General features: G+C 62.2%; 17 protein-coding genes and 2 rRNA genes (1 of these 19 cut by a window edge). 15 read left to right on the top strand and 4 right to left on the bottom strand.

Annotation, left to right across the window (positions count from 1 at the left end; genetic code table 11):
• Together GO499_RS13405 and rrf are read left to right on the top strand one after the other, a co-directional pair.
• Window positions 1-827: ribosomal RNA gene (locus GO499_RS13405) — 23S ribosomal RNA — on the top strand; it begins 2,009 nt to the left of the window's first position.
• A 148-nt stretch (window positions 828-975) separates the two neighbouring features.
• A 5S ribosomal RNA gene (gene rrf, locus GO499_RS13400) occupies window positions 976-1,090 on the top strand.
• A gap of 326 nt (window positions 1,091-1,416) precedes the next feature.
• On the opposite strand, the gene GO499_RS13395 is transcribed toward rrf, so the two are convergent.
• A complete protein-coding gene (locus GO499_RS13395) occupies window positions 1,417-2,706 on the bottom strand; it encodes a hypothetical protein (RefSeq protein ID WP_161862653.1) in 1,290 nt (429 codons plus the stop codon).
• A gap of 242 nt (window positions 2,707-2,948) precedes the next feature.
• Between GO499_RS13395 and GO499_RS13390 the strand changes: the two genes are divergently transcribed.
• The 5 genes from GO499_RS13390 to GO499_RS13370 all read left to right on the top strand — a co-directional run bounded on the left by GO499_RS13390 (window position 2,949) and on the right by GO499_RS13370 (window position 7,810).
• Complete coding sequence (locus tag GO499_RS13390; RefSeq protein WP_161862652.1) at window positions 2,949-3,932, top strand: hypothetical protein; 984 nt, start codon at window positions 2,949-2,951, stop codon at window positions 3,930-3,932.
• The gene (locus GO499_RS13385) at window positions 3,929-4,708 is read left to right on the top strand and encodes a GvpL/GvpF family gas vesicle protein (RefSeq protein WP_161862651.1); all 780 of its coding nucleotides are present in this window, start codon (window positions 3,929-3,931) and stop codon (window positions 4,706-4,708) included. The genes GO499_RS13390 and GO499_RS13385 overlap by 4 nt, the downstream gene beginning before the upstream one ends.
• A gap of 25 nt (window positions 4,709-4,733) precedes the next feature.
• Complete coding sequence (locus GO499_RS13380) at window positions 4,734-5,048, top strand: hypothetical protein (RefSeq protein ID WP_161862650.1); 315 nt, start codon at window positions 4,734-4,736, stop codon at window positions 5,046-5,048.
• Between the two features lie 140 nt (window positions 5,049-5,188).
• The gene (locus GO499_RS13375; protein WP_161862649.1) at window positions 5,189-5,416 is read left to right on the top strand and encodes a hypothetical protein; all 228 of its coding nucleotides are present in this window, start codon (window positions 5,189-5,191) and stop codon (window positions 5,414-5,416) included.
• 108 nt (window positions 5,417-5,524) lie between these two features.
• Window positions 5,525-7,810: a hypothetical protein gene (locus tag GO499_RS13370; protein WP_161862648.1), complete on the top strand. Its 2,286-nt coding sequence runs from the start codon at window positions 5,525-5,527 to the stop codon at window positions 7,808-7,810.
• A gap of 25 nt (window positions 7,811-7,835) precedes the next feature.
• On the opposite strand, the gene truA is transcribed toward GO499_RS13370, so the two are convergent.
• Window positions 7,836-8,618: a tRNA pseudouridine(38-40) synthase TruA gene (gene truA / locus GO499_RS13365; protein WP_161862647.1), complete on the bottom strand. Its 783-nt coding sequence runs from the start codon at window positions 8,616-8,618 to the stop codon at window positions 7,836-7,838.
• 99 nt (window positions 8,619-8,717) lie between these two features.
• Here truA and GO499_RS13360 point away from each other — a divergent pair, with 99 nt between their 5' ends.
• From GO499_RS13360 to ileS, 4 genes are all read left to right on the top strand, one after another.
• On the top strand, window positions 8,718-10,145 hold the full coding sequence (locus GO499_RS13360; RefSeq protein WP_284154740.1) for a YcjX family GTP-binding protein: 1,428 nt from the start codon (window positions 8,718-8,720) through the stop codon (window positions 10,143-10,145).
• A complete protein-coding gene (locus GO499_RS13355) occupies window positions 10,142-10,579 on the top strand; it encodes a GNAT family N-acetyltransferase (protein ID WP_161862646.1) in 438 nt (145 codons plus the stop codon). The genes GO499_RS13360 and GO499_RS13355 overlap by 4 nt, the downstream gene beginning before the upstream one ends.
• Window positions 10,576-11,562 carry a YcjF family protein gene (locus GO499_RS13350; protein WP_161862645.1) on the top strand — a complete coding sequence of 329 codons (987 nt, stop codon included), beginning with the start codon at window positions 10,576-10,578 and terminating at the stop codon, window positions 11,560-11,562. Before GO499_RS13355 ends, GO499_RS13350 begins: the two co-directional genes overlap by 4 nt.
• Window positions 11,563-11,870: 308 nt before the next feature.
• A complete protein-coding gene (gene ileS, locus GO499_RS13345) occupies window positions 11,871-14,843 on the top strand; it encodes an isoleucine--tRNA ligase (protein ID WP_161862644.1) in 2,973 nt (990 codons plus the stop codon).
• An 83-nt stretch (window positions 14,844-14,926) separates the two neighbouring features.
• On the opposite strand, the gene GO499_RS13340 is transcribed toward ileS, so the two are convergent.
• On the bottom strand, window positions 14,927-15,535 hold the full coding sequence (locus tag GO499_RS13340) for a TetR/AcrR family transcriptional regulator (protein WP_161862643.1): 609 nt from the start codon (window positions 15,533-15,535) through the stop codon (window positions 14,927-14,929).
• Window positions 15,536-15,605: 70 nt separating this feature from the next.
• On the opposite strand from GO499_RS13340, the gene GO499_RS13335 reads away from it, so the two are divergent.
• Together GO499_RS13335 and GO499_RS13330 are read left to right on the top strand one after the other, a co-directional pair.
• Complete coding sequence (locus tag GO499_RS13335) at window positions 15,606-16,139, top strand: peroxiredoxin-like family protein (protein WP_161862642.1); 534 nt, start codon at window positions 15,606-15,608, stop codon at window positions 16,137-16,139.
• A gap of 23 nt (window positions 16,140-16,162) precedes the next feature.
• Window positions 16,163-16,561: a nuclear transport factor 2 family protein gene (locus GO499_RS13330; RefSeq protein WP_161862641.1), complete on the top strand. Its 399-nt coding sequence runs from the start codon at window positions 16,163-16,165 to the stop codon at window positions 16,559-16,561.
• Window positions 16,562-16,680: 119 nt separating this feature from the next.
• On the opposite strand, the gene GO499_RS13325 is transcribed toward GO499_RS13330, so the two are convergent.
• Window positions 16,681-18,165, bottom strand: a complete 1,485-nt coding sequence (locus GO499_RS13325; RefSeq protein ID WP_161862640.1) for a carboxypeptidase M32 — start codon at window positions 18,163-18,165, stop codon at window positions 16,681-16,683.
• 251 nt (window positions 18,166-18,416) lie between these two features.
• Here GO499_RS13325 and GO499_RS13320 point away from each other — a divergent pair, with 251 nt between their 5' ends.
• Window positions 18,417-19,778, top strand: a complete 1,362-nt coding sequence (locus GO499_RS13320) for a DUF1800 domain-containing protein (RefSeq protein WP_161862639.1) — start codon at window positions 18,417-18,419, stop codon at window positions 19,776-19,778.
• Window positions 19,779-19,791: 13 nt separating this feature from the next.
• Window positions 19,792-20,985: a DUF1501 domain-containing protein gene (locus GO499_RS13315; protein WP_284154739.1), complete on the top strand. Its 1,194-nt coding sequence runs from the start codon at window positions 19,792-19,794 to the stop codon at window positions 20,983-20,985.
• Window positions 20,986-21,026: the final 41 nt, after the last annotated feature.

Below are 21,026 nucleotides of genomic sequence, written 5' to 3'. Positions count from 1 at the left end.
AGACCCCGTGCACCTTTACTACAGCTTCAGACTGGCATTAGCCTCTCGATGTGCAGGATAGGTGGTAGGCTTTGAAGCGGGAACGCCAGTTTCCGTGGAGCCATCCTTGAGATACCACCCTTCGCGTCGTTGATGTCTAACCGCGGACCGTTATCCGGTTCCGGGACCCTCTGTGGCGGGTAGTTTGACTGGGGCGGTCGCCTCCTAAAGAGTAACGGAGGCGCGCGATGGTGGGCTCAGGTTGGTCGGAAATCAACCGTCGAGTGCAATGGCATAAGCCCGCCTGACTGCGAGACTGACAAGTCGAGCAGAGACGAAAGTCGGCCATAGTGATCCGGTGGTCCCGAGTGGAAGGGCCATCGCTCAACGGATAAAAGGTACGCCGGGGATAACAGGCTGATACTGCCCAAGAGTCCATATCGACGGCAGTGTTTGGCACCTCGATGTCGGCTCATCTCATCCTGGGGCTGGAGCAGGTCCCAAGGGTACGGCTGTTCGCCGTTTAAAGAGGTACGTGAGCTGGGTTTAGAACGTCGTGAGACAGTTCGGTCCCTATCTGCCGTGGGTGTAGGAGACTTGAGAGGAGTTGCCCCTAGTACGAGAGGACCGGGGTGAACGCACCACTGGTGGACCAGTTGTCGTGCCAACGGCAGTGCTGGGTAGCTATGTGCGGACAGGATAACCGCTGAAAGCATCTAAGCGGGAAGCCCCCCTCAAAACCAGGTCTCCCTGAGGGCCGTGGTAGACCACCACGTCGATAGGCTGGAGATGTAAGCGCAGCAATGCGTTCAGTTGACCAGTACTAATTGCCCGATAGGCTTGATACCGATCCAGTAGCGATACGATACGCTTCAGGATCCGAAGTCAAAAGACACCGTTCAGAAAATCTTGGAACGCCGACACGAACGGCGAAACAGACAGTCTCGTGTACCCCGGAACGGCCCAATGCCTCTCCGGGGATGCAGCTTTTACCGGTTTGGTGGTCATAGCATGAGCGAAACACCCGATCCCATCCCGAACTCGGCCGTTAAGCGCCATCGCGCCGATGGTACTGCGTCTCAAGACGTGGGAGAGTAGGTCACCGCCAAACCTGTAAAAGCTGCAGATGCTCCGTGAACAATCCAACAAAAACCCCCGCCCGCAGAAATGCGCGCGGGGGTTTTTGTTTGTCCAACACCCCAAACACTTGCCTCCACCCGCACCGCCTCCCCGCGCCGCCAACACAACCTCAGTAAACATCAATCAAAAACAACCCCAAAACCTCTAGTATGAGGGGCCGCAGTATAAGCGTGCCATTTGCGTAAGGTGCGGCAAACCTGAAGGGCACACTGAAAGCCGCTATTTCCGGCAGATGAACAGGAAAGTGGGGCCGTGTCGGATGTCGTTTTCAGTCTGCCAGATGCCGGAGTAACTGGATCAAGGCGCCGAGACATAGGCGATGCCGGTCTTGCGCGGCACGTCGCTTTCCTTCGGCGCTGCAGGCGACCCGCTTTCCGCTGGTACGCCCTGCGAGATATCCTGTTCCGGATCCGTGTTCTGTTCCTGAGCATGTGGCGTTGCTGATGATGCCCCGTCCTCGCAGGTATCACCGTGATCATTGGATGCCGCCGAAACAGTCTGCGAAACGGAAGCGTCTTGAGTCGTCATCGGCAACGTGTCTGCTGCCGCCGGGTCGGCCTCACTGACACTGCCGTCCATGCCGTCATCCATAGGGGGTGCCGCTGCGCCCACTATTGCGAAGCTCACTTCGTCGGCGACCTCTGATCCGTCCGGTTCCACGCGGGTCCCATCTGCCTCCTCCTGTAAATATACGCTCTGCTCTTCCGAAACATTGGTATCCGGAAGCGTGTCAGTAGCAAGGTCATCTGCTTTGGCATCGGTCGCGCTGGCCGGGAAAGTCAGCCGTGCATCGACATCTCTAAGGGTTGCCGCGATTTCCTGCAGGCGATCCGAGATTTCCGGGTTGGGCTGCATGCGGGCGGCAACGCGAGCAAGTTCCTGCGACAGAAGGGCGAAATTGGGCAGAATCTTCTGTTCTACGGGCGCATTGAATTGCTCCGGCAGCGCCGCGACCGCAGCGAGGATTGCGCCAAGAGTCTCTTCGCCCGTCGAATCACCGGCTTGTGTGGCAAAGGTGTCGGCCATTTCTGAAAGCCGGTTTTCCAAAGCGTCGAACCGCGACTGGAAACTGTCTGGTAACACGCTTTCCGGCTTCGCCTGTTCCTCGCCTGCCGGCAGGTGTTCGAGCAGTGTCGCTTGCGCATCGGCCAGATGGCGGAGCGTGGCTTCGATGTTGTCCAGCCGCGATTCCAAGGATGGCATTTCGTCCCGGGGAGCGGCGTCTGTGCCTTCAAACTCCTCCGCCACGGAGTCAGACACAACGATCGGCATTTCATCCGGTTCGGTGACCAGGTCATCCGCTACCATCTCCGGTTCCGTAACCGACCCGACTTCACCGGAGACGATGCTGTCGTCCAGTTCCGGGGGAAGGGCGAGGTCCGGGCGGGCGGGAATTTCGTCCATTACCCCGGAAACGGTTCCGATATCCTCCATCGTTGGCTTCCGGGCGATTTTATCCTCTTCCACCACCGTCGATGCGCGTGCCTTTCGTCGGGACTTCAGGGTGGTAAGCCACCACGCCAGATAGCCGAGGACGCCACCGGTGAGTGAAAGCCCGCCGACCAGGATGATCTCCATCAAGCTCATGCAATCCCGCCCGTTTGATAACGCGTCAAACAAACAGGAACTCAGTTACTTAACGGTTAATAGTGGCTCCTTACCTCGAGACGGCTTCGCTCGTCGGCGAGCTTCACAATTTGCTAACGCTGGCGAACTAGACCGGTGTGACGGCGCCGGAGCCGCCCCGCTGCCGTTGATCAGGTGCCGGTGAGGCGCGGCAGATTTTGAAGGCCCCGGATTTGGGAAAAACAGAACAGGATGGTGATGGCATGATCGTTTCCCGCACGGCTCTCCTGGCGATCATGCAGAGTGAACAGGCCCTCGCATCGCTTGACGAACCGTGGGCGCGGAAATACTGGCGCGGGCAACGGCCGCAAATCGTCGGTTGGCGCGGACTGGCGGCGATACTGGAGCCGGGCCACGAGGAAAGAGCGCTCGACACGCAGTGGCGAAGCCTTCAATCCGGTATCCGGGGGGAACGGGAAGACCACCGCGCCGAGAGAACGGCGACGCTGGAGTGTCTCGCCAAGATCGGACCGCTGTTGCCGGCGCGGACCGGTGCAACCCTGTCACGCAGTGCGGCACGGCTGTTGCTGGCGGGCAATGCTCCGCAATTGCGTCGGCTGCTGTCGGATCTCGCTACCGTTGGGCAGTATTCCGTTTCTCTGTCCAACTTCGAAAACCCCACGGCCGTCTCTCTGGTTCAACATGTGGCGCCAGTCGTCCACGAGCATCGCTTTCAGGACGGAGGCGAAGGAAAGTCGCTGATGATGCTGGCCGACAAGACTGCGGTGCCGGCACTGCAATCCTGCCTCGACCGATTTGCGGCGGCCCATCGGTTGGGCGCGGATTTGGCCTTGAAGGGACCGTTTCCTACCACGGAGTTCCGCGCCGCCGGTTTGCAGATGCCTTCGCGGCGCGGGATTACCAAGGCTGAAATTCTGCTCGACATCCCTGCCACATCTTCGCCTTCGGAGGTTCTTATGGCGCTGGAGGCGCAGACCAGACTGACACGGGCAATGCACGGTCGGGCGGATCTTGCGGATTTGCTTGGCGAGAGAGAGCGCGCGGCGGGCATGCTGGCCGGAATCTCCCAGGCGAGGGATCTGTTGGCTCGGGAAGGGATCGACGCCGACCCTTGGGATATTCCACAACTCACGATCCAGCGTGGCCAACATAACGTTGCGGCGGGGGTGGCCAGCGGGGCAGTCGAGGTGGCCGAATGCCCTGATCTCGCCCGGGTGGCCTCATGATGCGGAATCCCGCGTGGGTCGTGCATGGCATCGTCTGGCGCTCGCTGGACCAGCCTGTCGGTGTGCCGGTGCATCGGCGGGTCTGTCGGGGAGATCTGGTGCTGCTGGCAAGCGTCAGCCGAATGCACACCCCGGAAGCGGTGCGTTTCCCACCCGAAACGGAGCCGCGACGCCTAGACGACAATCGAACCTGGCAACGACAGGAAGCGGAGGCAGCGCTGCGGCATTCGACACTGCTGAACGGTTATTCTGCCGCCGGAGGGGTTTTGCCATTTTACTATGGGTGCATCGTCGGGAGTTGCGCCGGCCTTACAGACCTTCTGGCCCAGAACGCCGGGCGTTACCGGGCGCTGCTTCGGCGGGTCGATGGCTGCACGGAAATACATATCGTGGTGCGGAGCAAGACCGGATCGGTCCGCGCACCCGAACAGCGGGAACATGCCGGCGGTGAGGCAGAGACGGCGCGTCTGCGCACTGCCCGAAAGCTGCGTGAAGTGGCGAAGTCGACAATGCTGCAGTCCCTGATCGGTGCCGTCGCCCCCCTTGCGCGAGAAGTAATCGAGGGACCTTTGCGGCCAGCACGGCCGGACCTGATGCTGGAGGCCGAACTGCTGGTCAGCCGTCGGATGTTGCGCCGGCTGACGGAGCTTGTGAAGTCCTATGCGCTGCATCTTGAGGGGCTGGACTGCGTCGTGGAGATAACGGGCCCATGGCCACCATATGCCTTTGGTCACCCGGCCGGCCTGCAGACAAAATCCGTGACGAATGAGGAATGACGGGTGCGATAGAGGCGGGGAGCCGTTGTTCCGCCTGATGGGTTTTGCCCCGAACGGACCGGTTGCCATGACGTTCGAGGCTTGGGGGGATCATGAGATTGCAGAAGCCGGGGAGTTCTTGCTGGTGCTCGCAAAGCTCGAAGCCCCCGAGGTTGAGGAAGACTTGCTGCGCCTGATGGAGGAAGTACCCGGTTTTATGCCTGCCTCGCCGACCGTAGGTACGGTTGCCGAGCTTCGGTTGCAGACAGCCCGGCATTTTCAGCAACTCGGGCAAGCACAGATCGCGCTGCGGGATCGATGCGAGATCGTGATGACGCTATCGTGTAATTCGCCGACATAAGTCCACGCCCCCGAATGGTCCGGTATCCGTTGCTTGCAGCAGCGTGCCCACCACCTGAGAGAGATCAGGGCGCTGCAACAGCGCGCGCTTGCCGAACTGGATCGGTTGGGAAGAAACCTGTCCGAGCGCGTAGAGGCACAATGCCTGTCGCCGATAGGCAACGGCGCGCGGGCCGTGCCGGGGCCGAGCTTGCACTAATGGTGGCGATGGCAGATCTGGATGGGCTGATCGCCTGCGTCGAGGCGGAAGCAGCAGGTGTTCACCTGTCAGGAACTGGCGCGAGGTTGACACTTCGGGGGCCGTTGCCGCCCCTGAGCTTTGCACCGGTGCTGCCGCCGGCCGAAGCTCCGGAGAGGCAAGCCATCTGACCCGTGATCCAGTAAAGCTGCGGCGCCAGGCTTAAGGCTTTTGAAAGAATCTGGGCCCTTACTGGATCGGGAACGTGGTTAACCGTTTCCTTCAAACCGGGAGTTGCAATGACGGACGATTCTGCCGATGTCGACGGTGCGGTCGACACTGACCTCTGCGCCTTGCGGCAGGCGGGACTGGTCGATCACCTGCTGAGTGTGGAACTGGATGTCGAGGCGGGGGAGCAGGGGCTGCTGGGGGTGTTGGCGAGCATTGCGGACGGACCCGTGTTCAGGCTGCGCCATGGCCGCTACGCGTTTCGGTTGCCCAACTCCCGTATCGACGACCTGACGGAGGCGTTGGCGGAGGCCGTGGGAACCTTGCAGGCTCTTGGTGAGGCTGCTGATGGCGGCGACATGAATGAGGCTGCACTGCAAGTGCTGCGGTCACTGGGTGAAGCGGCCGGGGAGACTCACACCGCGAACGGCTTGCCTGAACCGGTCAATGCGGCAATCGCGGTGCGAACCGCGCGCCGCGCGGCGGCGACCCTCCGGCTGTCCGGTGACGACGGCGAGGGACTGGCAGCCGAGATCAAAGCATTGCGGAGCTTGCTGGAGGGCGCAGGGGGAACGCTGCCGGCGAGCCTGAAGGAAAAGTGGCTGGTCGATCTTGCCAACAGCGCCGAGGAGACATTTGGCCGCCTGAACGGTCTGGCTCTCGCCGAAAAGGAGGATGTGGAGGCAATTGCCCGCACCGTGGAGAGTGTCATCGCGGCCCGGCCCGGTGTCTCCGAGGAAAAAATATATGCGTTGCTGCGCCAGCGCCTTGAACGGTTGCAGTCCAGCGCTGACCATCTGCTGGCGCATCTGGACAGCGCTTACGCAGATCCGGGGGAAGGTGCGCGCGATGCCCAGGAGGCACTGCTGAACCTACTGCCACGTCTGCGTGCGGCGCTGGAGCAGTCGACCGAGGTGTTCGGCCCTTTCCAGCCGGGGTGTGAGCCGGAGGCTTACACGACGCCGAATGGTGGCGACAACGGTCCAGTCGTCGAGGACATTCTGGCTGTGGAACGCCTTGTCACCGAACTGAGAGTCGCATCAGCGGGTGTGGATGAGGGGGAGTTGTTTCACGCCCGAATAGCCGGGGCACTGGCAGAGTTGGGCGCGCGCATCGATGCAGCGACCCAGATTCCATCAAAAGACATCGAAGATATCCGGACCGCGCTCGACGATCTGCGGCAAGGGGTGCCTGAAGATGCGGAAACCGCACTCAAGACAGTTGCGGAGCGGCTCGCAGTGCTGACGGAACAGTTCCCGGGCGAAATGGAAGAATTGAGGGCCGGGCTGGACCTGCGGTTTCAGACACTGATGAGTCAGGAGGGCGGGGTTGCCGCAGACGTGGAGAAGCTCGGCAAACGTTTGGGCGGATTGCCGAAGCAGTTCGAAAAGCTGCTCTCGTCCGGCATCCTGAACGAGATTGGAGAGCGCGTTACCGCAATTGCAACGTCGGTTGATGGCGCGCGCGCGTTGCTGAACGATTTGCCGGAGCAAAATGGTGCTGCTGTGCGGGCAAACGTTGAAGAGTTGCTGGCGGACGTGGAGGTCAGGGCCGAGAAGAACTGGGTCGGCTTGCAAACGCAAATGGCGGAAGTCCTCTCCGCCACACATGCTGCCGGAATGGCTCTTGAGCCTCTGCAGGCGAAGGTGGCCGAGCTGGTACAGGCATCGGATGGGCGGATGGAGGGAATGTCGGCGCGGCTGGACGAACTGACACGTGCTCTCGGCGAGCGGGAAGATATGGCGGTCGGCAAGTGGCAGGGCGTGGAAATGCACCTCGTCGGGGTGGGCGAGCGGCTGAGTGCTCTCGAGAACAAAGTCGTCGGACCAGACCTGCTGCAAAAGCTCGAGGACCGGATCGACAAACTGGCGGAGCCGATGGTGAAGGCGGTCAACAGGCTGGACGACCGTATGCAGGGCGAGTTGGAGGCCACAGAGGCACGGCAGGCGAATGTGCTGGAGGTCATATCCGGAATGCAGACGCAGATTGCGGCGCTGGCGCAGCAACCACATGCGCTCGAGGTGCGACTGGAGCGGCTGGAAAAGACTCTGGGCTTAATCAGCCGGGCCGAAGTGCGCGATGCGCGTGATCAAGCGGCGCTGGTTTCTGGCGTTACCGAGATACTCCGTCGCCTTGATGCAGATGGTCTGGATGAAGCGGAAGCCGAAGACAGCCCGGCGAAGACTGACCGGAGGGACCGCGAAATATTCGCGGCCGCTGTGCTGGAGATACAGGAAGACCTTCGGTTGATGCTGGCCGAATTTGTTCAGAACGTCCGCAATGAGGAGGATGACAGGCCCGATACCCGGACGGTGCCCAAGCGCGCCAGGCCAGGGCGGGTGGGCCGCAGCCGCTGAAGGATTCTGCGCTGGTGTTCGTCGATCAATGTGCGGATGCCGGGGCGAAGGGATTGGATGGATAAAGCACGTCTGTCAGGTAGAGACCGTCCGGCGGGCATACGGGGCCACACGCGGCCCGATCCTTGGCGGCAAGCGCCGACGCCACCTGATCAGGTGGCCACGCGCCGGCGCCCACACGCTCCAGAGTGCCGGTGAGGCTGCGGACCTGGTTGTGCAGGAAACTGCGTGCGCGGAAACGCAACTGCGTTTCCCAGCCGTATTCCGTTTCCAGTTCGGTGACCGAAACCTCGTCCAGTGTCTTTACCGGACTCTTGGCCTGACAGATGGAGGAGCGGAAAGTGGTGAAATCGTGTTTGCCGACGAGATGGGCGGCGGCCGCGCGCATTGCCTTCGTATCCAGACGATAGTTCATCCGCCAGAGTCGTTGACGCTCCAGCGCAAGCGGGGCGCGGCGGGAAAGAATGCGATAGAGGTAGCGCCGTTCTACCGCGTCGAAGCGGGCATGAAATTCTTCGCCCACTTCGACGGCCGCGAGAATGGCGACAGGGGCCGGCCGGAGGTGGTAATTCAGCGCCTCGGACAGGCGGAACGGTGACCACGGTTTTTGCAATGCCACATGGGCGACCTGCCCGGTGGCGTGGACACCGGCATCTGTCCGTCCCGCGCCTTGAACAGTGGCATCCGGTTCTCCCAGTTTTGCCAGCGCGGCTTCGATCGCACCCTGCACCGAGACGTGCGACTCCTGCCGTTGCCAGCCGTGGAACGGGGTGCCGTCGTACTCGATCCTGAGAGCGTAGGTCTGCATGCCGGGTGGGATAGCCGAAAGCCGGAGGGAGGTGAAGCGGATGTGGCCCTGTTCTTCCGTGCCAGCGTTGTTATATGGAACGGACAGTGCGGGAGGAACATGGCCGGGTTCTGGGATATCACGAATGCCGTCAGCCGGACGCTGGAGGATGCGCAGTCGGGCGTCGAGGAGATGTTGTTCGAGCCGGTGATCCGCCTTGGCGTCACCGGGCTGTCGCGGGCGGGCAAGACGGTGTTCATCACCAGCCTGGTCGCCAACCTGCTGGATCGGGGGCGGATGCCGCAACTCAGGGCTGCGGCCGAAGGCCGGATCCTGACGGCATTCCTGCAGCCGCAACCCAATGATGCGGTGGCTCGCTTTGCCTTTGAAGACCATCTGGCAGCGTTGACGGGGCCGGAGCCGTACTGGCCGGAAGGCACGCGCAGCATCAGCCAGTTGCGACTGTCGCTGCGGGTACGGCCCTCTGGCATGTTGAGCGGGCTTCGGGGGCCGCGGACGATCCATCTCGATATTGTCGATTATCCAGGGGAATGGCTGCTGGACCTGCCGTTGCTGGAGCAATCCTACGGCAACTGGGCGGCGGAGACGATTGCCCTTGCACGGACGGACTCGCGCATCGAACACGCAAGGCCGTGGCTGGACGTGCTGGACACCGCGGATGGAGCGGCGGTGCTGGACGAGCGCGAGGCGCAGCGGCAGGCGGAGGCATTTCGTGGCTACCTGCGTACGGCCCGGGAGGCAGGCCTGTCGGCAGTGGCACCGGGGCGGTTCCTGATGCCGGGTGATCTTGAAGGTTCGCCGGCGCTGACCTTCGCGCCGTTGCCGGAGCCGGTGAAGAGCCGGGGCAATTCCCTGCACGCCACGTTCGCGCGGCGGTTCGATGCCTACAAGCGGATCGTAGTCAAGCCGTTCTACCGCGATCATTTCGCGAAGATCGACCGCCAGATCGTGCTGGTTGACGCCCTGGGGGCGATCAACGCCGGACCGCAGGCAGTGGAAGACCTGCGGCAGGCGATGGCCGCGATCCTGATGAGTTTCCGGCCCGGTCGGAACAGCTGGCTTTCGTCGGTTCTGGGCAGGCGGGTGGAGAAGATTCTGTTCGCTGCGACCAAGGCGGACCACCTGCACCACAGCCAGCACGCCGCGCTGGCGGCGATCACCGAGGAACTGCTGGACGATGCCCGGCGGCGCGCCGACTTCCGGGGTGCGAAAACCGAAGCGATGAGCATCGCTGCCCTGCGGGCGACGATAGAAGAGACGGTTCGCCACGATGGCGCAGCGCTGGATTGTGTGCGCGGACGGCTGCTGGATGGCGGCCGCGAAGTGGCGATGTACGCGGGCGATCTACCGAAAGATCCAGGTGCCTTGCTGGTACCGGCGCGACAGGGGGCGGCAAAATGGCTGGATGCGGAATACGGCATCATGAAATTCGCGCCGCCGCGTGTAGCCCTGGCCCCGGACGAGGGACCTCCGCACATTCGTCTGGACAGGGCGACTGAGTTTCTGATCGGGGACAGGCTGGCATGAGCGGGTTGCGGCAAGCCGATGCCGCCGACATCGGCGAATGCGCCGCGATCCTGCGGGAATGGATCGAAGAAACACCGTGGTTTCCGCGCCTGTACTCCCGCGAGGAAGATCATGTTTTCCTGACGGGCATGATCGGCGCCGGTCAGGTGCGGGTATCGGGCGCGCCCGCGCAGGGTTTCATGGCGCGGGAGGCGGATTACATCACCAGCCTTTATGTTCGCTGCGGCGCACGGGGCGCCGGTGTCGGCCGGGCCTTGCTGAATGAGGCCAAGGCAGCGGAGGCGAGCCTGCGCCTCTGGACCTTCGCCGCCAACCGGCGGGCGCGGGCATTCTATGAGCGGGAGGGTTTTCGGATGGCGCGGCGGACGCAGGGCGATAACGCGGAATGCCTGCCGGACGTGGAGTATGTCTGGCGGCGGGAGGGTTGGGCGTGAGTAAACGGCCGATGATTTTCGAGACCGAGTCACTGGAGCCGGACGCGCCCAGCCCGGCCGAGGTTCCACCTGTGCCGGATGATGCCCTACCGCAGGGCGCGATGGTGACTGTCGTTGGCGGTGCAGCGCGCAAGCGCAGTTTCCTTACGCGCTTTGCGCTTTGGGCGCTCACCGGGTTGGTGACCCTATGGGTTTCGACGGCTGCCTACGATTTTGTGCTCGGCCTGATGCAGCGCAACATCTGGTTGGGGCGGCTTGCATTGGTTCTGGTGGCGGCGGTGGCACTGGTGGTCGTGCTGGCATTGCTGCGGGAACTGGCGGGCCTGGCGCGGCTGCGCCGTGTAGACCGATTGCAGGCACTGGCGCGGGAGGCTCTGGCCGGGGATCGGCCGAAGGCGCTGGATCTGGTCGATGCACTGGCAGCGCTTTACCGGAGCCGGGAACGGTTGCGATTGGGCGTGGAACGGATGGTCTCACACCGCGACCAGGTGATGGATGCGGATGCGCTGGTGCATCTGGCGGAGCGGGAGATCTGCGGACCGCTCGACGCGGCGGCAGTGCGCGAGATCGAAGCGGCAAGCCGCAGCGTTGCGGCAGCGACGGCGCTTGTCCCTCTGGCGCTGGCCGATGTGGCTGTGGCCCTGGTTGCGAATATCCGGATGGTGCGACGGGTGGCCGAGATCTATGGCGGCCGGGCAGGTACGCTGGGCTCGCTGCGATTGCTCCGCGCAGTGGCGGCTCATCTTGTGGCGACAGGCGCCGTAGCCGTGGGCGACGACATGATCAGTTCGGTGGCCGGTGGCGGTGTTCTTTCCAAGGTATCGCGCCGCTTCGGCGAAGGGGTCGTCAACGGCGCGCTGACGGCGCGGGTCGGCGTTGCGACAATGGAGGTCTGCCGGCCGTTGCCCTTTGGCGCGGTGCCGCGACCGCGGGTGACGGGGCTGGTGAAACGGGCGCTGACCGGATTGTTTGGCAAGGGATAGCGCGGCACATCTTACGGGGCCTCGTCCGACCCTGCGGGCCGGCCTCGGCAATGCCGCCATGCCCGGCTTGTCGCGGACATTCGATTCTGTACGCGGGTAAACGCAGTGGCATGGAGCGGGCGGTGCCGCAACTCGGGCTGGACGTTGCCCCTACCGGAGCCTATAAGCGCGGCATGTTTGGCCATGTTCGCATCATCCGTCGAATTACTGGCCCGGCGCTCGCTGCCTGAGCGACCGGGACGACAGGCGTATGACCCTTCGCGCCGCCCTTGCACCCTTTTCTCACCTGACCGAAGCGGAGAGCACCCATGTGCGCCGATACACCCGACTATAAAGACACCCTTTCCCTGCCCCAGACCGAATTTCCGATGCGGGCGGGCCTGCCAAAGCGTGAGCCCGAATGGCTGGAGCGCTGGAAGAAACTGGACATCTATCATCGCCTGCGGGCGCAGGAGGGGCGGGAGCCCTTCGTGCTGCATGATGGTCCGCCCTATGCCAATGGCAACCTGCATATCGGCCACGCGCTGAACAAGGTGCTGAAGGACATGGTTGTCCGCAGCCAGCAGATGATGGGCCGCGACAGCCGCTACGTGCCGGGCTGGGATTGCCACGGCCTGCCGATCGAGTGGAAGATCGAGGAGCAGTACCGTGCCAAGGGCCGCGACAAGGACGATGTTCCGGTTGTCGAGTTGCGTCAGGAGTGTCGCAAGTTTGCCGAAGGATGGGTCGACATCCAGCGCGAGGAATTCAAGCGGCTGGGCGTGACCGGCAACTGGGACGATCCATACCTGACCATGGCCTTCGAGGCCGAGGCTACGATTGCCGATGAATTCATGAAGTTCCTGATGAATGGCACGCTCTATCAGGGCTCCAAGCCGGTAATGTGGTCGCCGGTGGAGAAGACGGCGCTGGCCGAGGCGGAGGTAGAGTACAAGGACAAGGAAAGCTTCACCATCTGGGTCAAATTCCCGGTCTTGCGTGGTGGCAACGCCGAAATGCCGCTGGATGAGGAAGGCGGCGATTTCGATGGTGCCAACCAGGCGATCCTTGCGGAGGACCTGCACCATGCATCGGTTGTGATCTGGACGACGACACCGTGGACGATCCCGTCCAACAAGGGCGTCGTCTTCCGGGAAGACATCGACTACGGCCTGTACGAGGTTACCGCGCGGCCGGAGGAGTGCTGGGCCGATGTTGGCGAGAAATTCGTGCTGGCGGACCGGCAGGCGGACGCGGTGATGAAGTCTGCGCGGCTGGAGCCGGATATGTACCGCCGTCTGCGCAGCGTTTCGGCCACGGAGCTGACCGGGCTGAAGCTGGCGCATCCGCTGGCCGGTGTCGATGGCGGCAGCGGCGAATGGGATATGCCTCGCGATTTCCGCCACGCGCCGTTCGTGACCGATGACGAGGGCACCGGCTTCGTGCATTGCGCACCGAGCCACGGGATGGAGGAGTTCGAACTCTACCGCGATGCCGGGATGTTGGAAGAGGTGTTGACCTACAACGTCATGGACGATGGCAGCTTCCGCACCGATCTGCCGCTGTTCGGCGGCAAGGCGATCCTGAAGGCCAATGGCAAGGAAGGCGATGCCAACAAGGCGGTGATTGACGCACTTGTAGCAGCAGGCAAACTGCTGGCACGTGGTAAAATCAAGCACAGCTATCCGCATTCGTGGCGATCCAAGGCACCGGTGATCTATCGCAACACGCCGCAGTGGTTCGCATCCGTCGATCGGGAGATCAATGACGGGCAGGATACCTATGGCAAGAGTATCCGTGAACGGGCGCTGCGCTCCATCGACGAGTTGGTGACATGGACGCCGAGGACCGGACGCAACCGGATCTACTCCATGATCGAATCGCGCCCCGACTGGGTGCTGTCACGCCAGCGGGCCTGGGGTGTGCCGCTGACTTGTTTCGTGCGCAAGGGCGCGCTGCCGACGGATGGTGACTTCCTGCTGCGAGACGAAGCTGTCAATGCCCGGATCCGGGCGGCGTTCGCCGAAGAGGGTGCGGATGCGTGGTACGCTGACGGCGCAAAGGAGCGTTTCCTCGGCAATGACTACAAGGCTGACGAGTGGGAACAGGTGTTCGATGTACTCGACGTCTGGTTCGACAGCGGCTCGACCCACGCCTTCGTGCTGCGTGATCGCGCAGATGGCGCGCCGGACGGAATCGCCGACCTTTATCTTGAGGGCACGGACCAACATCGTGGCTGGTTCCACTCCTCGATGCTGCAGGCCTGCGGCACCAAGGGCCGCGCGCCCTACAAGGGTGTGCTGACGCACGGGTTCACGCTGGACGAGAAGGGCATGAAGATGTCCAAGTCCCTCGGCAATACCATTGTGCCGCAGAAGGTCGTGGACCAGTACGGCGCCGATATCCTGCGGTTGTGGGTGGCGCAGACAGACTATACAGCCGACCAGCGAATCGGTCCGGAGATCCTGAAAGGCACTGCGGACAGCTATCGCCGCCTGCGAAATACGCTGCGCTTCCTGCTTGGCAATCTCAACGGATTTTCCGAGGAAGAGAAAGTCGCTCCGTCGGAGATGCCGGAACTGGAGCGCTGGGTGCTGCATCGGCTGGCGGTGCTGGATGCCGAGGTGCGGGACGGTTACGGGCGCTATGCCTTCCAGAGCGTGTTTCAGAGCCTGTTCCAGTTCTGCACGGTCGAGCTTTCGTCCGTGTATTTCGATATCCGCAAGGACGTGCTCTATTGTGACGCAGCCGACAGCCTGCGGCGGCGCGCGGCGCGGACGGTGCTGGACATCCTGTTCCACCGGCTGGTGACCTGGCTGGCACCGGTGCTGGTGTTCACAATGGAAGAAGTCTGGCTGGAGCGGTTCCCGGGCGACGAAAGCTCCGTCCATCTTGTCGACTTTCCTGTCACTCCGGCGGACTGGCGCGACGACGCACTGGCGGAGAAATGGGCGGCGGTGCGATCCGTGCGGCGGGTGGTCACGGCAGCGTTGGAGGTTCAGCGGCGAGACAAGGTCATCGGCTCTTCGTTGGAGGCGGCACCGGTGGTGCAGCTTGCCGATCCGTCGCTGGCGGCGGTGGTTCGCAGTGTCGATATGGACGACGTGTGCATCACGTCCGGTCTCTCGGTTGTCGAGGGCGAGCCGCAGGCAGATGCTTTCCGTCTCGACGATCCAGCCATCGGGGTGGTTTTCGCCAAGGCCGACGGCGAGAAGTGCCAGCGCTGCTGGAAAATCCTGCCGGACGTGGGCAGTCACGCACATGCCGGTGTTTGTCAGCGGTGCGACGAGGCACTCGGCTGACTCCGGTTTCATCGGTAAAAGAATTGCGCCCTCACAGAATTCTCTGAGGGCGCAATTGACTTGGGTAGGCGTCGCGAGCCGCGCTATTCGGCAAGCAACATGCGAACCCGGTCAGGAACATCTTTCATCATCTGCTCGTTCGACCATCCCGCCCGACCCCTGAACATGTAACCCTGTCTGAGATCGAAGAGCATCGCGGCCCGCGCACGCGCCGGAAAGCCCGGCGGTAATGTGCCCTTGTCGACTTCCTTTTGAAAACGTGCCGTCAACCGGTTCTCCGCTTCCGTGATAACGGCTTGCACCCGTTCTGATACGCCTTGCACCTGACCGGCGACGGCGACGACGCTGGAAGCGATGTAGCAGCCCTTCGCCCCGCTAGCGTGATCTGTGGCGGACCGGATGACCTCCGACAGGAAAGCGTGAAGGGCCTCCGCAATGTCCTCTTCGCGTTCCAGCGCAACGAGTGGCGTGCACGCATCGGCCGAGGCGTAGTGGTCAATCGTCTTGAGGTAGAGCTCCGATTTGTCGCCGAACGCAGCGTAGAGACTTGGCCCGGTGATGCCCATCGCCGACGTCAGGTCGCGCAGTGATGCGCCATCGTAGCCTTTCTCCCAGAACACTTTCATGGCGCTCAGCAAAGCGGTGTCATAGTCGAAATTTCGCGGGCGCCCCAATTTTTTTGTATCACTCAATATAGAATCCTTGACGGCCTTTGGTGAGGTGATTTATGTATCGTTTGATATATAAGGGAGTTCACCTCAGTTGACCAGAGAAAATCTTGCAGCCGGAAGCCCGCTTCCGGCGATCACCCTCCCTTTGCTCGGTGGTGGCGAACGTCTCCTGTCTTCTCCGAAGAACGGGTTCGACTGGATGCTCGTCATCGTCTATCGCGGCAAACACTGTCCGCTGTGCACAAAGTACTTGCTGGAGTTGAATGCCATTCTGCCTGACCTCAATGCGCTCGGTGTGGATGTCATCGCCGTTTCCGCCGACAGCGAGGCCAGAGCGACGGAGCAGATGGCCGAAGTCTCGCCGGCGTTCGACGTTGCCTACGGCCTGACAATCGCACAGATGCAAGCGCTGGGATTGTACATTTCCGGTCCGCGCAATGGTCTGGATGCTGAGGCCCCGTTTGCAGAGCCGGGCCTGTTTGTTCTGGACGAAACGGGCTCCGTTCAAATCGTCGATATTTCGAACGTTCCGTTTGCCCGCCCCGACCTCAACTGGATCGCCAAGGGTATCGGTTTTCGTCGCGGACCGATGAAGGACGCTCCGACCAACGGCACGTATGTTTGACCTCAAAGCAAAGGAGAGAAACGATGACTGAAAAGACCGAAGACGCACTCCGCGCCAAGGTACTGGACCTGATGAGATACGGCACCAGCGCGAACATGGAAGAGTTGGACAGGATCTATCATGACAATATCGTGGTGATGGACCTGAACATCGACGGCCGTCTTGTCACCCTGGAAAAGCAGGGGTTCATGGCCATGTTGAAGGAGGCTTTCAAGGACAAGATTCCGGACGAGCACATGTGGTCCAGAATTCACAGTCTGACGGTTGATGGTGATCGCGGCCACGTCCTTATCTCCCGGAAAATTCCCGTGGGTGGCCCGAAAATGCATATCGAACTGAGCATCGATTTCATTTTTGAAGACGGCCGCTGGCAGGTTGTGCGCGAAGTCAACTTCAGCCGACCAGACGCGGAAGCGGCCTGATCTGCCTGAAAGAATACGGTTTGTACGCAAGCAGGAAAAAAAGAGGACCGGAACACATTCCGGCCCTCGTCCTGTTCTCAATGTCATGGTTTGGGACGTTCCCGCGCTCCCAAACGAGATCAGGTAGCATAGAGGCCCCGGAACTTGGCTTGAAGGTAGGATATTAGCGGAGCTTCAGTCGGGGCGCGGCCGATGACCCGTGAAACCAGATCTTCCGGCGGCAGGCTTGCGCCGGGACGATGAATGTTGATGTGCAGCCAATTCAAGGCGTTGGTCAGATCGCCGCGCGCGACTTCCGCATCCAGATCGGGAAGGGCAGACTGCATCGCCGCGAATAATTCGCCAGCATAGATGTTGCCCAGGGTGTAGGTCGGGAAATAACCAAAATGGCCGACGGACCAGTGCACATCCTGCAGCACACCCTGCGCGGCGCTGGGAACCTTTCGCCCGAAATCCTGTTCAAAACGTTGGTTCCAGGCATCCTGAAGATCGGCGACATCGAGGCGGCCCTCGATCACATCCTGTTCGAGATTGTAGCGCAGGATGACGTGCAGATTGTAATGAACCTCGTCCGCTTCGGTACGAATGAAACCAGTTTCGACATGGTTGAGGGCGGCGAACAGGGCAGCCGGACCGTCGATGCAGAGATCGCCGAAGGCCTCCCGCATGGCAGGGTAGAGATACTCGGCGAAGGCGCGGGACCGCCCGATCTGGTTTTCGAACAGCCGGCTCTGGCTCTCGTGCACGCCCATGGAGGCGTAGGCACCGATGGGCTGGAGATTGTGGCTGCGCTCGATGTTCTGCTCATAGACGGCGTGGCCCATCTCGTGGATGGTGGAAAAGATGTTGCCCGCCGGATCGTCCTCCGCCACGCGGGTCGTAATGCGCACGTCGCGACCGGAGCCTGAGGAAAATGGGTGGACGGCCGTATCTATGCGGCCGGCCTTGAGATTGTAGCCGAACACCTCAGCCAGAGCGTGGGCGAAGGCAAGCTGCGCCTTTTCCGGGAAATGGCCTTTCAGCTTTGCAGAGGCAATGCCCCGCTCCGCGATTTCCGCCCGCAGGTCTGCCAGCGGGCCGCGCAGGCGCTCGAACAGCGGCGTCAAGGTCGCTGTAGTCATTCCCGGCTCATAGCCGTCGAGCAGGGCATCGTAGAGCGGGCCGGTACCGAGGCGGCGGTGCTGGGCCTCCTCGCGCTTGAGTTCGACGATCCTTGTCAGAGCCGGCGCGAAGAGGTTGAAATCGTCAGTGCGGCGGGCTTCGGCCCAGACGCGTTGTCCCGCACTGGTTTGTCGCGCGATGGCGATGGAGAGGTCCGCGGGCACAGCCGTGGCACGGGTGTAGCGCCGGCGGATAAGTTCGACGTTGCGCGCGGCCTCCGGCGAAAGAGTCGCGCCTTCAAGGGATGCCAGCCACTCACCTATCCGCGGGTCGGTGTTGCGGCTGTGTCGTGCCTCCTCCAGTGCGGCAGCGTGTTCTTCCCTCTGAAAACCGCCGTCGACCGGCATCACGGTTTCCTGATCCCATGCGAGCAGCCCTGCCACTTCGTCCAAGGCCATGCTGCGCGCCGTGTGGGCGAGGAGGGTTTCGTAGGTTTCGGCCATGATGTTCACGTCTTTCAGGTGTTTTTGTTCAGACTAGTCAGTGCGTTGGGTTCCTCAACACCTAGCGTGCGAAGACTGTGCGGAAAGTCATCAATCCGCTGGCCTTTCCTGCGCGGAATCTCGCTTTCGGCGGAAACCGGATTACACTGTGTTGCAAAGAATTTTAGACGGTTCTCCGGCCGAATATCGTATATCATCGAGAGACGGAATACCGGGCGGCGAAGACCCGGGTCCGCAGAAATGGAGCGAGCATGACCCTATCACAGGCGGCGCTGGCCGAGATCCGCTACGGGTACGGCTTCCGGCCAGACCGCAAGCCGGTCCCGGGCGCGAATGCCCTTTTGGCCGGGCTGAAAAAGGCCGACCCCTATCTCAAGGATCATCCGGCTGCGACGATCGCGGAGAGATTTGCCTATCGCCGCCAGCAGATTGCGGCCAACAAAGCCTTTCGCGCCAAAGAGCCGAACGGCAAGGCAATGGCAAAGGCGGCGCGGCAGACGCGCGACAAGATGTATTTTCAGGACTTCCGGCTGATCTTCAGCCGACCTGTGCTAGCGCAGGTGCCCTTCCGTGAAAGACTGTTGGCGTTCTGGTCGGATCACTTCACCGTCGCTGTTAACAGTCACATCGACAGCCTTTTGGTGCTGGACTACCAGCAGCACGCCATTCGACCGCACGTGACCGGCAAGTTCAGCGACATGCTGGAAGCAGTGGTGACGCATCCGTCCATGCTGCTCTATCTTGGTCAGGCAAACTCCATTGGCCCGAATTCAGTGGCGGGAGAGCGGCGCAAGGCCGGCTTGAACGAGAATCTGGCGCGGGAAGTGCTGGAATTGCACACCCTGGGTGTGTCTGCCGGGTACACACAGCAGGATGTGCGTGAATTCGCCGAACTTCTGACCGGCCTGACCAATGGCAAGGAAGGCTTCCGCTTCGCCCAGCGTTTCGCCGAACCGGGTGCGGAGACGGTACTGGGCAAGAACTACGGCGGCGACAAAGACGATCTGGGTGCCATCCGGCAGGCCCTGCGCGATATCAGTATGCGTGAGGAAACCGCGTATCACCTCGCGCGCAAGCTGAGCGTGCATTTTATCGGCGGCGAGCCGGTCGACAGCCATGTGAAGGCGGTGGCGGAGGCATATCTGGCTTCCGGCGGCGACCTGATGGCGACCTATACAGCCTTCCTCGACCACGAGGCGGCCTGGGTGCCGGAGCTTCGCAAGGCCAAGCAGCCCTTCGACTTCATCGTTTCGTCGTTGCGGGCCGTGAATCTGAAGCCGAAGCATTTCAAGCAGTTCAAGCTGAAGGACTATCGGCGCAACTTCATCGAACCCCTGACGAGCATGGGACAGCCGTGGGCGCGGGCAAACGGCCCGAACGGCTGGTCCGAAGACGCGGAGGACTGGATCACACCCGCAGGGCTGACCGCCCGCATCCACTGGGCCAACGCGCTGGCACAGCGCCACGCACAAAGTTCGGACCCGCGCAGATTTTTGAAGGACGCCCTGCGGGATGTGGCTTCGGACGATCTGACGCTGGCCGTGAGCAGGGCCGAGACGAAACACGAGGGCATCGCGATCACGCTGGCCTCACCCGAGTTCAACCGGCGCTGAGAAGGGGCCAGAGATGAAACATTTTGAGATGAACCGGCGGAAACTGCTGAAGACCTCGCTGTTTCTTGGTTGTTCGGCGGCGGCGAACCCGCTCGTGACACCGATGACCTTTGCTGCAGCACCATGGGACAACCGGCTTGTTGTGATCGTGCTGCGTGGTGCGATGGACGGGCTGGATGCTGTGCAGCCCTATGGTGACAAGAATTATGCGGGCCTGCGCAAGACGCTGAAGGGCGGCGAAGCGGGCGGCGCTTCCGACCTTGATGGCTTCTTCGCGCTGCATCCGAAACTCAATGGACTGATGCCCCTGTGGAAGAGCGGCGAGCTTGCGTTCGCCCACGCGGTTTCGACACCCTACCGGGACAAGCGCAGCCATTTTGACGGTCAGGACCTGTTGGAGAACGGCGGCAGCTCCGCCGATGGTGGGCTGACACCCGGTAAGGATGGCTGGCTGAATCGGATGCTGAGCCTTGTGCCGGGCACCACCTCGGAGACGGCGCTGGCGGTCGGGCGAGAAAATCCGCTGATCCTGCAGGGCGATGCGCCGGCGGCCAGCTGGTCGCCGGATGCCGACCTCGACCTGTCACCGCAGGCGGAACTGCTGCTCAATGCCATCTACAAGAACGATCCACTGTTTGCCGAGGCCAGCGAAATGGCTGTTTCCCTGTCTGAAGGACGGGATGCACCCGACGGCATGAAGGCCAATCAGGCGGTGCGCGCGAAGGCGCTGGCGGGGTTCGCGGCGGAGCGACTGAACATGGACAGCCGGATTGCCGCGTTCTCGATCGGAGGATGGGACAGCCATATCCGACAGGCATCGGTCATCGGCAAGGCACTGGGCGAGCTTGAGACTGCGATCCTGACGCTGAAGCAGGGGTTGGGTGCCAACTGGCAAAAGACGGCCGTGCTGTGCATGACCGAGTTCGGGCGGACCGTGCGCGAGAACGGCAACCGCGGCACCGACCACGGCACCGGCGGCGCGATGGTTCTGGCCGGGGGGGCGCTGAAAGGCGGCAAGGTGCATGGCCAATGGCCGGGGCTGGCTTCTGCCGATCTCTACCGCGACCGTGATCTGATGCCGACCAACGATGTGCGCCGCTTCGCCGGCTGGGCGATGCGTGATCTGTTCGGGCTGGAGAAGGCCGAGCTGGAGCGGACGGTGTTCCCGGGGGTCGAGTTCGGCAACGATCCCAAACTGCTGGCCTGAGCGGAGGCGCCGGGACGGCCGGGCATCGAGCCCACCCGCCC

Source organism: Algicella marina (assembly GCF_009931615.1).
Taxonomy (GTDB): domain Bacteria; phylum Pseudomonadota; class Alphaproteobacteria; order Rhodobacterales; family Rhodobacteraceae; genus Algicella; species Algicella marina.
This window is presented reverse-complemented; position numbering and strand designations above follow the sequence as displayed.